15 protein-coding genes and 1 tRNA gene are annotated in these 12,750 nt (G+C 70.0%); 10 read left to right on the forward strand and 6 right to left on the reverse strand.

Going from position 1 to position 12,750, the window contains the following annotated elements:
- Window positions 1–259 precede the first annotated feature (259 nt).
- A complete protein-coding gene (locus AB0N73_RS15945; protein ID WP_363565276.1) occupies window positions 260–1,579 on the reverse strand; it encodes a DUF4032 domain-containing protein in 1,320 nt (439 codons plus the stop codon).
- A gap of 67 nt (window positions 1,580–1,646) precedes the next feature.
- On the reverse strand, window positions 1,647–2,750 hold the full coding sequence (gene ugpC / locus AB0N73_RS15950; protein WP_363565278.1) for a sn-glycerol-3-phosphate ABC transporter ATP-binding protein UgpC: 1,104 nt from the start codon (window positions 2,748–2,750) through the stop codon (window positions 1,647–1,649).
- Between the two features lie 207 nt (window positions 2,751–2,957).
- Between ugpC and AB0N73_RS15955 the strand changes: the two genes are divergently transcribed.
- From AB0N73_RS15955 to AB0N73_RS15965, 3 genes are all read left to right on the forward strand, one after another.
- Window positions 2,958–3,899 carry a thioredoxin domain-containing protein gene (locus AB0N73_RS15955; protein ID WP_363565280.1) on the forward strand — a complete coding sequence of 314 codons (942 nt, stop codon included), beginning with the start codon at window positions 2,958–2,960 and terminating at the stop codon, window positions 3,897–3,899.
- A 140-nt stretch (window positions 3,900–4,039) separates the two neighbouring features.
- Window positions 4,040–4,534 (forward strand): hypothetical protein, encoded by a 495-nt coding sequence (locus tag AB0N73_RS15960; protein WP_363565282.1) that lies wholly within the window; start codon window positions 4,040–4,042, stop codon window positions 4,532–4,534.
- Between the two features lie 95 nt (window positions 4,535–4,629).
- A tRNA-Thr gene (locus AB0N73_RS15965) sits at window positions 4,630–4,702 on the forward strand.
- 242 nt (window positions 4,703–4,944) lie between these two features.
- Here AB0N73_RS15965 and AB0N73_RS15970 read toward each other — a convergent pair.
- On the reverse strand, window positions 4,945–5,295 hold the full coding sequence (locus AB0N73_RS15970; RefSeq protein ID WP_363565284.1) for a hypothetical protein: 351 nt from the start codon (window positions 5,293–5,295) through the stop codon (window positions 4,945–4,947).
- Between the two features lie 136 nt (window positions 5,296–5,431).
- Between AB0N73_RS15970 and AB0N73_RS15975 the strand changes: the two genes are divergently transcribed.
- Together AB0N73_RS15975 and AB0N73_RS15980 are read left to right on the forward strand one after the other, a co-directional pair.
- Window positions 5,432–6,022: a hypothetical protein gene (locus AB0N73_RS15975; protein ID WP_363565286.1), complete on the forward strand. Its 591-nt coding sequence runs from the start codon at window positions 5,432–5,434 to the stop codon at window positions 6,020–6,022.
- 32 nt (window positions 6,023–6,054) lie between these two features.
- Window positions 6,055–7,017, forward strand: coding sequence for a DMT family transporter (locus AB0N73_RS15980; RefSeq protein WP_363565288.1), 963 nt, complete (start codon window positions 6,055–6,057; stop codon window positions 7,015–7,017).
- A 31-nt stretch (window positions 7,018–7,048) separates the two neighbouring features.
- Here the strand turns inward: AB0N73_RS15980 and AB0N73_RS15985 are convergent, their stop codons facing one another.
- Complete coding sequence (locus tag AB0N73_RS15985) at window positions 7,049–7,567, reverse strand: nitroreductase family protein (RefSeq protein WP_363565302.1); 519 nt, start codon at window positions 7,565–7,567, stop codon at window positions 7,049–7,051.
- 20 nt (window positions 7,568–7,587) lie between these two features.
- Window positions 7,588–7,995 (reverse strand): peptide-methionine (R)-S-oxide reductase MsrB, encoded by a 408-nt coding sequence (msrB, locus tag AB0N73_RS15990; protein WP_363565290.1) that lies wholly within the window; start codon window positions 7,993–7,995, stop codon window positions 7,588–7,590.
- Window positions 7,996–8,067: 72 nt separating this feature from the next.
- Here msrB and AB0N73_RS15995 point away from each other — a divergent pair, with 72 nt between their 5' ends.
- The 5 genes from AB0N73_RS15995 to groL all read left to right on the forward strand — a co-directional run bounded on the left by AB0N73_RS15995 (window position 8,068) and on the right by groL (window position 12,133).
- Window positions 8,068–9,066: a DUF2332 domain-containing protein gene (locus tag AB0N73_RS15995; protein WP_363565292.1), complete on the forward strand. Its 999-nt coding sequence runs from the start codon at window positions 8,068–8,070 to the stop codon at window positions 9,064–9,066.
- 33 nt (window positions 9,067–9,099) lie between these two features.
- Window positions 9,100–9,351: a DUF3263 domain-containing protein gene (locus tag AB0N73_RS16000; RefSeq protein ID WP_363565304.1), complete on the forward strand. Its 252-nt coding sequence runs from the start codon at window positions 9,100–9,102 to the stop codon at window positions 9,349–9,351.
- 35 nt (window positions 9,352–9,386) lie between these two features.
- Window positions 9,387–9,989: a LytR C-terminal domain-containing protein gene (locus AB0N73_RS16005; RefSeq protein WP_363565294.1), complete on the forward strand. Its 603-nt coding sequence runs from the start codon at window positions 9,387–9,389 to the stop codon at window positions 9,987–9,989.
- Window positions 9,990–10,127: 138 nt separating this feature from the next.
- Entirely contained in the window at window positions 10,128–10,331 is a 204-nt protein-coding gene (locus tag AB0N73_RS16010; protein WP_363565296.1) for a cold shock domain-containing protein, read from the forward strand.
- A 182-nt stretch (window positions 10,332–10,513) separates the two neighbouring features.
- Window positions 10,514–12,133, forward strand: a complete 1,620-nt coding sequence (gene groL, locus AB0N73_RS16015; protein ID WP_363565298.1) for a chaperonin GroEL — start codon at window positions 10,514–10,516, stop codon at window positions 12,131–12,133.
- Window positions 12,134–12,214: 81 nt separating this feature from the next.
- On the opposite strand, the gene AB0N73_RS16020 is transcribed toward groL, so the two are convergent.
- On the reverse strand, window positions 12,215–12,502 hold the full coding sequence (locus tag AB0N73_RS16020) for a WXG100 family type VII secretion target (protein WP_363565300.1): 288 nt from the start codon (window positions 12,500–12,502) through the stop codon (window positions 12,215–12,217).
- Window positions 12,503–12,750 lie beyond the last annotated feature (248 nt).

Genomic DNA, 12,750 nt, shown 5'->3' on the forward strand with positions numbered 1-12,750 from the left:
AAAAACACGAATAACTCTTTTGTGTTGGGTTTGATTGTATTACTTCGGGTTCCAGACCCCATCGCCCATCCCCGCCCCCCCCCGCCCACATCGTCCCCGATGTGCGCTCGACCACCGGATATGCGCTCGGCGGCGTTTGCGGGGCTCGCGAGAGCTGCGGGCGGAGGAACGCGGGGGCCGCGAGAGGGGCGGGGACCCCCGGCGGCCGCGAGCGGGGCGGAGCTCCGCGGGGCCGCACGCGGGCGGGGGATGGGGTGGGTCAGACCAGGTCGCGCCAGTCGATGTCCTCGTCGTCGTCGGAGCCGGGGCTCTGCGGCATGTAGTCGTCGCGCAACACCGGGATCGTCGTGGTCTCGGTGGGCGGTCCCATGACCGTCGCCTCATCGCGGCGGTGGCGCAGCACGTTGTCGATGTAGCTCGTCAGGACTTCGGCGAGCGGCACCGACTTGCCGCGGTTCTGCGACATGTACCAGCTGTGCTCGAGCACCTGGTGGTACACCTCGGCGGGCTCGAGCTTCGCGCGCAGGTCATACGGGATCGCCTTGATGACCGGCTCGAACTTCCGGGTGAGCCACTCGTGCGCGACCATCTCCTCGTCCGAGCCGATCCGTGAGATGCGGGCCCGGAACTCGTCGAGGTCGTTCAGCAGACGCCGCGCCTGGTTCTCCTCGACATCGAGCCCTGTGAGCCGCAGCAGGCGCCGCTGGTGGTGTCCGGCATCCACGACCTTGGGCTGGATGGAGACGAGGGTGCCGTCCGTCGCGGTCTGGATCGACATCTCGCCGATGTCGAAGCCGAGCGCGTTGAGACGCTGCACCCGCTCGGTGATCCGCCAGGACTCCGAGACGGCGAAGCTCTCCTGGTCGGTCAGCGAGGCCCACAGCGAGTGGTACGACGACATGATGCCATCGGCGATCTCGACCGCGTCGATGCCGCCCTCCAGCCGCCCGCCCGCTTCGAGGTCCATGATCTCGCCGGCGATGTTGGTGCGCGCCACATCCAGATCGTGCAGACGCTGCCCGCGCGTGAGGCCGCCTTCGTGCAGCTCACCGGTCTCGGCGTCGACGAGGTACGCGGCGAACGCGCCCGCGTCGCGCCGGAAGAGGGTGTTCGACAGCGAGACGTCGCCCCAGAAGAAGCCGACGTTGTGCAGTCGCACCAGCAGCACGGCCAACGCATCCACCAGACGCGCGGCGGTGTTCGGACGCAGCACCTGTGTGAACAGGGCGCGGTAGGGGAGCGAGAACTTCAGGTGCGCGGTGACGAGGGCCGCGGGCAGGGGTTCGCCGTTCGCATCGCGCCGGCCGTCGATGACGGCGAAGCGGTCGACGCACGGCACGTCCAGCCGGGTGAGGTTGCCGAGCATGTCGTACTCGCGCCGCGCCATGGCGCCCGTGGTCTCCTTGACCGCGATGACCTTGCCGGAGAGCGTCGCGAAGCGCACGAGGTGGCGCGAGAGGCCCTTCGGGAGCTGCACGATGTCGGAGCTCGACCAGTCGGCCAACGGCACGTTCCACGGCAACGACAGCAGGGCGGGATCGATCGCGCTCGCGGTGATGCTCAGCGACTCCGACGACATGTTCCTCCTCCGACATGACACGGCGCGACGGATCCGAAGATCCGCCGCGCCGCGTGTGGTGTCTCGATCAGGCCGAAGCGATGGCCTTGTCGTTCAGGCGCTCGCCCGACTCGATGTCGAACGCGTGCACGTGACCCGGCTTGGCGGCCAGGGTGACGGTCTCGCCCGCGTTCGGGTGGTTGCGTCCGTCGACGCGCGCGACGATGTCGGTGCGCTTGCCGTTGATCTCGGTGTGGCCGTACAGGTAGCCGTCGGCGCCGAGCTCCTCGACGAGGTCGACCTGCACCGGGAGGCCACGGCCGTCGGCGGGGCCGACCTCGATGTCCTCGGGGCGGACGCCGACCGTGACCTGGCTGCCGTTGGCGCGGCCGACGGTGTCGCGGTCGAGCGGCACGACCTCGGAGCCGAAGCGGACGCCGCCGTCGGCGAGGTCGGCCGGGAAGAGGTTCATCGCGGGCGAGCCGATGAAGCCGGCGACGAACACGTTGTTCGGCTTCTCGTACAGGTCGCGCGGCGAGCCGACCTGCTGCAGCAGGCCGTCCTTCAGCACGGCGATGCGGTCGCCCATCGTCAGAGCCTCGGTCTGGTCGTGCGTGACGTAGACCGTGGTGACGCCGAGGCGGCGCTGCAGCGAGGCGATCTGGGTGCGCGTCTGCACACGGAGCTTGGCGTCGAGGTTCGACAGCGGCTCGTCCATGAGGAACACCTGCGGCTGGCGGACGATGGCGCGGCCCATGGCGACACGCTGACGCTGACCACCCGAGAGCGCCTTCGGCTTGCGGGTCAGGTACTGCTCGAGGTCGAGCAGCTTCGCGGCCTCGAGCACGCGGGTCGCGCGCTCGTCCTTGCCGACGCCGGCGATCTTGAGCGCGAAGCCCATGTTCTCGGCGACGGTCATGTGCGGGTAGAGCGCGTAGTTCTGGAACACCATCGCGATGTCGCGGTCCTTCGGCGGCACGTCGGTGACGTCGCGGTCGCCGATGCGGATGTGGCCGGAGTTGACCTCTTCGAGGCCCGCGAGCATGCGGAGCGACGTGGACTTACCGCAACCGGAGGGGCCGACCAGGACGAGGAACTCGCCGTCTCCCACTTCGAGGTTGAGCTTGTCGACCGCGGGGCGGGTGCCGCCCGGGTACAGACGGGTTGCGTTGTCGAACGTGACGGACGCCATGTCTTCTTCTCCTTCACCGGCAGGTACGTGCCGGACGATCCGTTGTGATGGATGAGCGGGGGCTTTCCCGCACGCCCCTCATCGGGCGCAAGGACCAGTATGGCACGGGCGTCTGGGCATTTCCCAGGGTGTCTGGCTAGCATCAACGAGGCCGATTCCCGTACGGCCCTCCCGGTCTTCCGGCTTTCCGCGTCACATTGAGGTCCCATGTCCAACGACGATCCTTCGAACGTTCCGTCTTCCAGCGACCGCCGCGAGGCTGTGCGCGAGAAGGCGCAGATCGTTCGCGCCCGTCACGCCCGCGCGGGCGTCATCCGCATGGCAGCTCTCGCCGTGGGTGGACTGGCCGTCGTGGGTGCGGTCATCGCGGGTGTCGTGGTCGCGGTGTCGTCGTCGACGTCCGCTCCGCAGGCCTCGCCCTCCAACATCTCCGACGGCGGCATCGCGGTCACCTCCGTCACCGGGCTGAGCCTCGGCGCCGCCGCGGTCACCGCGACGCCCACCCCGGCCGCCGAGGGCGAGGCGACGCCCGCGCCGACCCCGACGAGCGCGTCGACCGCCGACATCCGCGTGTACGTCGACTACCTGGCGCCCGGCGCGAAGCAGTTCGAGCTGGCCAACGCGCAGCAGCTGTCGGGCTGGGTCACCGAGGGGGCGGCGCAGCTGTCGTACCACCCGGTCGCGATGCTGACCGCCAAGTCAAACGGCACGAAGTACTCGCTGCGTGCGGCGGGAGCCGCCGCCTGCGTGGCGACCTACTCGCCGGATTCCGTCTTCGCGTTCCACCACGAGCTCCTCGTCGAGCAGCCCGAAGCCTCGACTGACGGTCTGAGCGACGAGCAGCTCGTCGACGCCGCCACGGCCGCGGGCGTCGTCGCCCCGGCCAAGGCCCAGGTGAGCACCTGCATCGAGAAGGGCGAGTTCATGTCGTGGGCGAAGTCCGCCACCGACCAGGCCATCGTCGGGCTCCCGGGCACCGACGGGCTCACGCTCACCGGAACGCCGATGATCCTCGTCAACGGCGAGCTCTACCAGGGGGCGCTCGACGACCCGAAGGAGTTCGCCCAGTTCGTGCTGACCACCGCGAGCGACGCGTACTACAGCACGCCGACGCCCACCCCCACGCAGTCGGAGACGCCCGCGTCCTGACCGGTCCCGGTCTCCTCCCGGCACGTCTGTCGGACCGCCCCGACGTCGCACTATGCTCGGTCGCGCATCGCGGCCTGGATCGGATGCCGCATCGGCGGCACCGTCGTCGTCGTGACGCACCGGGCGAGGGGAGCCGATCGATGACGGGGAACACCGAGAAGGAACTGATCGCGGAGGCGGCGACGCTGCTCGGCGACGGCGAGGACGTTCTGGCGGCGGGGCACTTCGGGCTCGCCGATCTGGCGCGCGCGCAGGTGCTCGGCGGAACGGTCGGCGCGGTCGCGGACCCCGCAGCCGATCCGCTCGCGCAGGCCGTGGCCGCCGGCGCGGGGGGATTCACCGCGGTGCGTCTGGCGGCCGAGGAGGCCGGTGTGACCGTGAAGCTCGTGGTCGTCGTGACACCCACCCGCATCCACGTGCTCAATCGCGACACCGATGGTCGTCTGGCGACCCGGGTGGCATCGTTCGAGCGCGACACCGTCGACATCCGCGTCGAGAAGCTCGGCGCCAGCCGCTACCTCACGCTCACGGATGAGGCGGGCGAGGAGCTGCGGCTGCACGGGTCGGTCGGGTTCCTGTCCGCACAGGCGCCGGGCGACAAGGCGGTCCTGGACCTGCTCGCCGCGGACGCCTGACGAGCACGGGGAACGCGGGCACGGGCGGCGGACGCTCTAGACTGATCCCTGCTCGTGGATGCGTCTGCGCGGGTTCCCGCGGACGCCCGCAGCCAGCCGGCTTGGCGCAATTGGTAGCGCACCGTACTTGTAATACGGGGGTTGCAGGTTCAAGTCCTGTAGCCGGCACCGGAAGGTCCCCCTCCGCCACGGACGGGGACTCGGATCAGTCGGTCAGCCGACGGGGCGCGCGTTCTCGGCGGCGATGAGGTCGAGCATGTCGATCGGCTGCGTGGCGAGGTCGTCGAAGTCCATGGTCACCAGTGTCGACGGGCGATGGGCGCGACCGGGGCCGGTTGCGTCGTCCCCGCCTCATCCGCTACACCGCCTCCGCAGTGCCCCGCAGTGCCCCGCAGTGCCCGGCGAGACGCTCAGGCGCGCGAGATGTTGTCCAGGTCGGGGTCGTAGGGGGTGTCGTCCTCGACGATGCCCAGGTGCGGTTCGCGCGGCGGCCGCAGGCGGTTCAGCTGCGCCGTGAGGTGCCCCATCCGCTCCGAGAAGTCGGGAACCTCGTCCGTCCACTGCACGGGGGTCGAGAGCACGTCGTTGCCGAGGCCGATGACGAGCTCGGCGTCGTGGCTCGCATCGCCGTCGACGACGATCGGGATGCTGACGGCCTCCGCCTGGCCGTTCTTGGCGAGAGCAGCGGTGAGCTCGACGAGCGTGCTGCCGACCTCGTCGGTCGTGATGACGGTCTGGCCCGCGTACGTGATGCTTCTCATCGCTCCACTCTCGCCGGGCGGGTCCGGGGAGGGGGTGGCGTTGCCCCACGCTGCCGGATGAGGTACGCGACGCCGTATCGCCCGGCCGCGCCGCTCGCTAGGCTCTGGCTCACGTCAGGGGATCGAGGGAGATGCCATGCGCCGATCACGGGTCGTCAGGGCCGCTCTCGCGGTCTCGTTCGCCGCTGTGCTCGCGGGATGCGGCGGGCCGGCGCCCGGGGCGAGCCCGACGGCATCCGCGCCTCCCGCCCCGTCTCCGTCTCCGTCTCCGTCGGTCACGGTCAGCCCGCCCCCGGCGCCCGTCGCGCTGCCGGTCGACTGCGCCGCGGTGGGGTCGGCGGCGACGCGTGCCGCCACGGTCGACCTCATGACCGAGTACGGGGATGCGGCCGAGTTCGAGCGACCGGCGCCGCCCGATGCGGTGCTCGCGCTCGGCTGCAACTGGATCGAGGGCGACGCGACCGGGTACCTGCTGCTCATCAGCCAGGCGGACGCGGGCGCGGCTCAGGACCACGCCGAAGCGACGCTTCCCGGTGCGGGCTTCTCCTGCCAGGTGGGGGATGTCGGCGCCTACATCTGCACGCAGACGCTGACGGGAACCGTGGAGCCCGTCGACACCATCGAGACGATCTACGTGCGCGACGGGGTGTGGATCTACCAGTCGGCCACCAACACCGACGGCGACGCCCTGCTCACCGATCTCGTCGCGGGGATCTGGCCCGCGTGATCGCCGGCGGCGCCGCGGCGTAGGCTCGGTCGGTGCCCTCCGACTCGTCCGCGCCCGCCGCGAGTCGGCTGCCTCGGGCGGTGGCGATCGCCGGCGCGGTGCTCGTGGGAGCGCTGACCGCGCTGCAGGCGCAGATCAACGGGGCGTTGGGGGCGGCGCTCGACGACGCCCTGGTCGCCTCGGCGATCTCGTTCGGGTCCGGCTTCCTCATCCTGCTCGTGCTGAGCGCCGTCCTGCCGGGCGGCCGCGCCGGCATCGTGCGCCTCGGCCGGGGCGTGCGCTCGCGGCAGGTGCCCGGATGGATGCTGCTGGGCGGGCTCGCGGGAGCCTTCACGGTCTTCACGCAGGGCGTCACGGTCGCGGTCATCGGCGTCGCCGCGTTCACCGTCGGCCTCGTCGCCGGGCAGACGGTGAACGGGATCGTGCTCGACCGCGTCGGCTACGGCCCCGCGGGGGTCGTCGGGATCACCTGGGGCCGCCTCGCAGGAGCCCTGCTGGTGGTGGCGGCGGTGGCGGTCTCGCTGGTGGGAGACGGGGCGTCCGGCATCCCGCTCTGGATGCTGCTGCTGCCGTTCCTTGCCGGCGCGGGTGTGGCGTGGCAGCAGGCGACGAACGGGCGGCTGCGCCACGTCGTGGGGAGCCCCCTCACGGCGACGCTGGTCAACTTCGCCGGGGGGAGCATCGTGCTCGTGCTCGCCGCCGTCATCCACGTCGCCGTCGCGGGGGCCGTGCCGGCTCTTCCCGGAGAGCTGTGGCTGTACGTGGGCGGCGCGATCGGCGTCGTCTACATCTTCTTGTCGGCCGCTTTGGTGCGCCACCTCGGTGTGCTGCAGCTGGGCCTGGGGTCGGTCGTGGGCCTGCTCACGACCTCGGTCGTCCTCGACGTCATCGCCCCCGCGCACGCCGGCGCACCGTTGATCGTGGCGCTCGCCGCGGTCGTCATCGCGATCGCCGGCGTCGTCATCGCCGTCGTGCCGCGCTGGCGTCGCCGCTGACTCGGATCACGCCGACGGCGACACCGCCGACTCAGCGGGGCATCCGCCCCAAGAAGCGCTCACCGTCGACGGCCTTGCGTCGCACCGGTCGATCGCGTTCGGGCTTGCCGCCCACGTACAGCCAGCCCAGCAGCACCTCGCGCTTCTTCAGCCCGTGCGCCTTGGCGACGGCCTTGCTGCGCGTGTAGCCGCCGGTACGCCAGAAGACTCCCCATCCGGCTTCGTCGAGGGCCAGGCTCAGCATGTGGGCGACGCCCGAGGCGACGGCCTCCTGCTCCCACGCCGGAACCTTGCTGCTCTTGCGCACGCGGGCCACCACGGCGATGAGCAGCGGAGCGCGCAACGGCTTGGTCGAGATGCCGTCCTTCTTCTCCGCCTTGTGGATGGCGCGGCCCAGGCGCTCACGGTCGGTGCCGCGCAGCTCGATCAAACGCCACGGGTGCAGCGACGAGTGGTCCGCCACCCGCCCGGCGGCCGAGACGAACTCGACCAGCTCCTCGTGGGTGGGCGCGGTCTCGGTGACCTTCGACCACGAGTGGCGCAAGAGCATCGCGCCGCGCGCGGTCGAACTCACGCGTCCGCCTCGGGGGTGAAGGTGAGCGAGATCGAGTTCATGCAGTAGCGGTCGCCGGTGGGCGTGCCGAATCCGTCGGGGAAGACGTGACCCAGGTGCGAACCGCAGTTCGCGCAGCGCACCTCGGTGCGCACCATGCCGTGGCTGTTGTCCTCGATGAGCTCGACGGCCTCGGGCCGGATCGACTCGTAGAAGCTCGGCCACCCGCAGTGCGAGTCGAACTTCGTGCCGCTCTTGAAGAGCTCCGAGCCGCACGCCGCACAGGCGTAGAGGCCGGCGCGGCTCTCGTCGAGCAGCTCGCCCGTCCAGGCGCGCTCGGTGCCGGCTTCACGCAGGACGGCGTACTGATCGGCGCCGAGTTCCTCGCGCCACTGCTCTTCGGACTTGTTCACTGCATAGCTCATGGGTCCTCCTTCGACTCTCCATTCAACCCCGTCCGGAGGCGACCTGTTCCCGCGTTACCTCAGAATGGATGCGTGATCGAAGCCGTCGTCGCCCGTTACGCGCGATTCGCCGCCGACGAGGCTCCGGGCCGTTCTGCGCTGTACGCGTCGTGGGCGATGACCGTGTGCGAACGCCCGGCCGTCGCCGAGGTGCTCGCCCGCATCCCCGACACGCACCGCCAGCCGCCGCTCGTCTTCGCCGTCACCCGCCTCCTCGGGGCCCCCGAGGAGCCCGGCGAGGCGTGGGGGGAGTGGGTGCTCGCCCACGCCGACCCGGTGGTCGCCGAGAGCGCGCGGCGCAGCATCCAGACGAACGAGCCGCTGCGGTGCGCGGCGCTGCTCCCGGCGCTCAGCCTGATCGACGGGCCCGTCGCGCTCCTCGAGGTCGGCGCGAGCGCCGGGCTGTGCCTCTACCCCGACCGTTACTCCTACCGGTACACGACGGACGACGGCACCGAGATCCGCCTCGATCCGGCAGACGGCCCGTCCGGCGTCGTCCTCGACGCGCGCTGGAGCGGGCCGGTCCCGGCGCTTCGCATCCCCGAGGTCGTGTGGCGCGGCGGCATCGACCTCGAGCCCTTGGATGCGGGGCGCACCGATGATCGGGCGTGGCTCACCGGGCTGGTCTGGCCGGGCGAGACGGGGCGGGGCGAGCGCATCGAGCGCGCTCTCGACATCGCGGCCGCGGACCCGCCGATCCTCGTACGCGGCGATGCGTCGACGCCCGGCATCCTCGCCGACCTCGCCGCGCGAGCGCCGCAGGACGCCACTCTCGTCGTCACGACCCCGGGTGTGCTGGCGCACGTGCCGCGCGCTCGTCGCGCCGCCGTGATCGATCAGGCCCGGCAGGCCGGTCGGTGGATCACGCTCGACGCCCCCGCGCTCCACGACGGGTGGGCGGGACCGGGACCGGCGGAACGGTGGCCGGCGGGCCGGTTCGCGCTCGCACTCGACGGCCGGATCATCGCCGCCGTCGACCCGCTCGGGGCATCCGTGGAGTGGCATCCGGGTGGGGCGCCGATCCCCGGATAACGTGGCGAGGTGACTACCTCCCACCCCGCCGACATGACGCTCCCCGCGCGCGACGCGACGCTCCTCGCGTTCGAGGCCCGGTGGGGTGCGCACTCCGGTGCCAAGGAGGAGGCGATCCGCGCCGAGCTGCAGCTGGCCCCGCCCCGCTACTACCAACTGCTCGGGCGCGTGATCGACACGGAGGCCGCCCTCGCCCACGATCCGATGCTGGTCGGCCGGTTGCGCCGCATCCGCGACGACCGCCGCGCCGCCCGTCACGGCGACGGGGACGCGCTCGCCGGCTGACAGGATCGGCGGCGCACGCCCGGTAGCATCGTGGGGTGTCGCGACAGAGCTTTCCCCGGGATCGGTTCGACGATCTGCCGCCGGCATCCGGACGGGTCGGTGCGCATCGCGCCGAGAACCCGCGGATGCGCGCCGGAGCGATCACGCTCTGGGCGATCGTCGCCACGATCATCCTGATCGCCGCAGGGATCTTCGGCAGCCTGGTGCTCACCGGCCGCATCACCCTCTTCCCGACCCCCACGCCCACCCCGACGCCCACGCCGGAGGTGACGGCCGTGGTCGACACGACGTTCACCGTCTCGGTGCTCAACGGCACGGGAGAATCCGGTCTCGCCGGCGCCATGAAGGATCAGATCGTCGCTGCCGGATGGAGCGCCGACAACGTGAACGCCAGCAGCGCCGCGATCACCGACTTCGCCGAGACGACCATCTACTACGCCTTCCCCGCGGATGAGGCGGCGGCCATGGGCCTGGCCGACGTGATCGGCGGCGCCACGATCGTGCAGGACGACTTCTACCAGCCGGTCGACGACCCCAACACGGGTGACCTCGACGAGAGCCAGGCACGGTTGCTGACGATTGTGATCGGGCTGGATCGGACGGCGGCGGGCGCGCCGGTGGAGACCCCGGCCTCCTGAGGCGGCGATGGTCCGTACGCCGCGTGTTTCCGCGGCGTAACAAGTTCGCGGCGGCCGTGTCAACACTGCGGAATCTCGCGATTCCGGGTGTGATCGGGTGCATACGATGGCTCCGTTCCACAGCATCAGGAGACTCGTATGGCCCAGGGCACCGTCAAATGGTTCAACGCGGAGAAAGGCTTCGGCTTCATCACCTCCGGCGATGGACAGGACGTCTTCGTCCACTACTCGAACATCGACATGACCGGATTCCGCGTCCTCGAAGAAGGGCAGGCCGTGGAGTTCACGGTCGGATCCGGGCAGAAGGGACCGCAGGCCGAAGCCGTTCGTCTTCTCGCCTGACCCCCGCGTCCGACGTCCCCCGCAGCGCCTCGCGCCGCGGGGGACTTCTGCATGTCCGGACTGTGACGTCCCGCCATCCGGCGGCTTGCACTCCCTAGGGTCGAGTGCCAGAATGGGCTTAGCACTCGTCAAGACAGAGTGCTAATTCCGCAAGCCCAACGTCCGGGAGGGACGACACACACATGGCAAAGATCATCGCTTTCGATGAGGAGGCCCGTCGCGGCCTCGAGCGCGGCCTCAACACGCTGGCCGACGCCGTCAAGGTGACCCTGGGTCCCCGTGGTCGCAACGTGGTTCTCGAGAAGAAGTGGGGCGCTCCCACCATCACGAACGACGGTGTGTCGATCGCCAAGGAGATCGAGCTCGACGACCCGTTCGAGAAGATCGGCGCGGAGCTCGTCAAGGAGGTCGCCAAGAAGACCGACGACGTCGCCGGTGACGGAACGACCACCGCGACCGTCCTCGCTCAGGCGCTCGTGCGCGAAGGCCTGCGCAACGTCGCAGCCGGCGCCGACCCCATCTCGCTCAAGAAGGGCATCGAGAAGGCCGTCGCGGCCGTCATCGAGTCGCTTCTGGCCGACGCCAAGGAGATCGAGTCCAAGGAGCAGATCGCCGCTACCGCGTCGATCTCCGCCGCAGACCCCGCCATCGGCGAGCTGATCGCCGAGGCGATCGACAAGGTCGGCAAGGAGGGTGTGGTCACCGTCGAGGAGTCCAACACCTTCGGCACCGAGCTCGAGCTCACCGAGGGTATGCGCTTCGACAAGGGCTACCTGAACCCGTACTTCGTGACCGACCCGGAGCGTCAGGAAGCGGTCTTCGAAGACCCCTACATCCTGATCGCGAACCAGAAGATCTCGAACATCAAGGACCTGCTCCCGATCGTCGACAAGGTGATCCAGGACGGCAAGGAACTCCTGATCATCGCTGAGGACGTCGAGGGCGAGGCTCTCGCGACGCTCGTGCTCAACAAGATCCGCGGCATCTTCAAGTCGGCTGCCGTCAAGGCTCCCGGCTTCGGCGACCGTCGCAAGGCGCAGCTGCAGGACATCGCCATCCTCACGGGTGGACAGGTCATCACCGAGGAGGTCGGTCTCAAGCTCGAGAACGCCACCCTCGACCTGCTCGGCCGTGCGCGCAAGGTCATCATCACCAAGGACGAGACCACCATCGTCGAAGGTGCCGGCGACTCCGCGCAGATCGAGGGTCGCGTGACCCAGATCCGCCGCGAGATCGACAACACCGACAGCGACTACGACCGCGAGAAGCTCCAGGAGCGTCTCGCCAAGCTCGCCGGTGGCGTTGCCGTCATCAAGGCGGGCGCGGCGACCGAGGTCGAGCTCAAGGAGCGCAAGCACCGCATCGAGGACGCCGTTCGCAACGCGAAGGCTGCCGTCGAAGAGGGCATCGTCCCCGGTGGTGGCGTCGCGCTCATCCAGGCCGGCAAGAAGGCGTTCGCGTCGCTCGAGCTGGTCGGCGACGAGGCGACCGGTGCGAACATCGTTCGCGTCGCGATCGAGGCTCCGCTCAAGCAGATCGCCCTCAACGCGGGCCTCGAGCCCGGCGTCGTCGCTAACAAGGTCGCCGACCTGCCCGTCGGACACGGCCTGAACGCCGCGACCGGCGAGTACGGTGACCTGTTCGCACAGGGCATCATCGACCCCGCCAAGGTCACGCGCTCGGCGCTGCTGAACGCCGCGTCCATCGCGGGTCTGTTCCTCACCACCGAGGCCGTCGTTGCCGACAAGCCCGAGAAGGCTGCCGCTCCGGCTGGCGACCCCACGGGTGGCATGGACTTCTGAGTTCCGCCTCACGCACAGATGCCCCGGTCCCGAAAGGGACCGGGGCATCTGCCGTTTCCGGTGGGGGAGACCGGACGGGGATCAGCGGAACAGCGTCATGTTGGCCTGTTCCGCGTCGGCGTACTGCTGCCCGGCAGCCGTGAGCGCCAGGTTGATGCTCGACAGGGCGTCCTCGACCGTCCGCTGGGCGGCCCGCCACTGTTCGACGGTGCCCTGGAACATGCCGGATGCCGAGCCGGTCCAGGACGACTGCAGCGCGCTCAGCTGCGCCAGCAGCGCGTTGGATTCGCCCTGCAGGCGATCGATGGTGCCGCGGATCGTGCTGGTCGCGGCGATGACCTGGTCGCTATCGACCGAGAAGACGGCCATGAGAACCTCCGTTTCGTGGGGCTTCCCACGCTACGAAGCACCGCTGGCCGGGGCCCAGCCGCATCCGCCGATGTGAACGACCCGCCGCCCCATCCGCCCTGTGGAGGACCCGTCCCGCCCCGCCCCTGGGGAGGAGCCGCCCGCCCCGCCCATCCAACGGCCGAGCGCATATCCGGTCGTCGAGCGCACACGGTCCCGGAACTTTAATCATATCAAAAAATATCAAAAAAATTTATTTCATTCCTAAA

Origin of the sequence: Microbacterium sp. NPDC089189, from assembly GCF_040685095.1 — a bacterium.
Lineage (GTDB): Bacteria > Actinomycetota > Actinomycetes > Actinomycetales > Microbacteriaceae > Microbacterium.

What these genes read in the sequence shown, in the direction of transcription:
- AB0N73_RS15945 (WP_363565276.1), bottom strand. Translation starts at nt 1,579, where the DNA reads ATGTCGTCGGAGTCGCTGAGCATCACCGCGAGCGCGATCGATCCCGCC.
- ugpC (WP_363565278.1), bottom strand. Translation starts at nt 2,750, where the DNA reads ATGGCGTCCGTCACGTTCGACAACGCAACCCGTCTGTACCCGGGCGGC.
- AB0N73_RS15955 (WP_363565280.1), top strand. Translation starts at nt 2,958, where the DNA reads ATGTCCAACGACGATCCTTCGAACGTTCCGTCTTCCAGCGACCGCCGC.
- AB0N73_RS15960 (WP_363565282.1), top strand. Translation starts at nt 4,040, where the DNA reads ATGACGGGGAACACCGAGAAGGAACTGATCGCGGAGGCGGCGACGCTG.
- AB0N73_RS15970 (WP_363565284.1), bottom strand. Translation starts at nt 5,295, where the DNA reads ATGAGAAGCATCACGTACGCGGGCCAGACCGTCATCACGACCGACGAG.
- AB0N73_RS15975 (WP_363565286.1), top strand. Translation starts at nt 5,432, where the DNA reads ATGCGCCGATCACGGGTCGTCAGGGCCGCTCTCGCGGTCTCGTTCGCC.
- AB0N73_RS15985 (WP_363565302.1), bottom strand. Translation starts at nt 7,567, where the DNA reads ATGCTCTTGCGCCACTCGTGGTCGAAGGTCACCGAGACCGCGCCCACC.
- msrB (WP_363565290.1), bottom strand. Translation starts at nt 7,995, where the DNA reads ATGAGCTATGCAGTGAACAAGTCCGAAGAGCAGTGGCGCGAGGAACTC.
- AB0N73_RS16000 (WP_363565304.1), top strand. Translation starts at nt 9,100, where the DNA reads ATGACGCTCCCCGCGCGCGACGCGACGCTCCTCGCGTTCGAGGCCCGG.
- AB0N73_RS16010 (WP_363565296.1), top strand. Translation starts at nt 10,128, where the DNA reads ATGGCCCAGGGCACCGTCAAATGGTTCAACGCGGAGAAAGGCTTCGGC.
- groL (WP_363565298.1), top strand. Translation starts at nt 10,514, where the DNA reads ATGGCAAAGATCATCGCTTTCGATGAGGAGGCCCGTCGCGGCCTCGAG.
- AB0N73_RS16020 (WP_363565300.1), bottom strand. Translation starts at nt 12,502, where the DNA reads ATGGCCGTCTTCTCGGTCGATAGCGACCAGGTCATCGCCGCGACCAGC.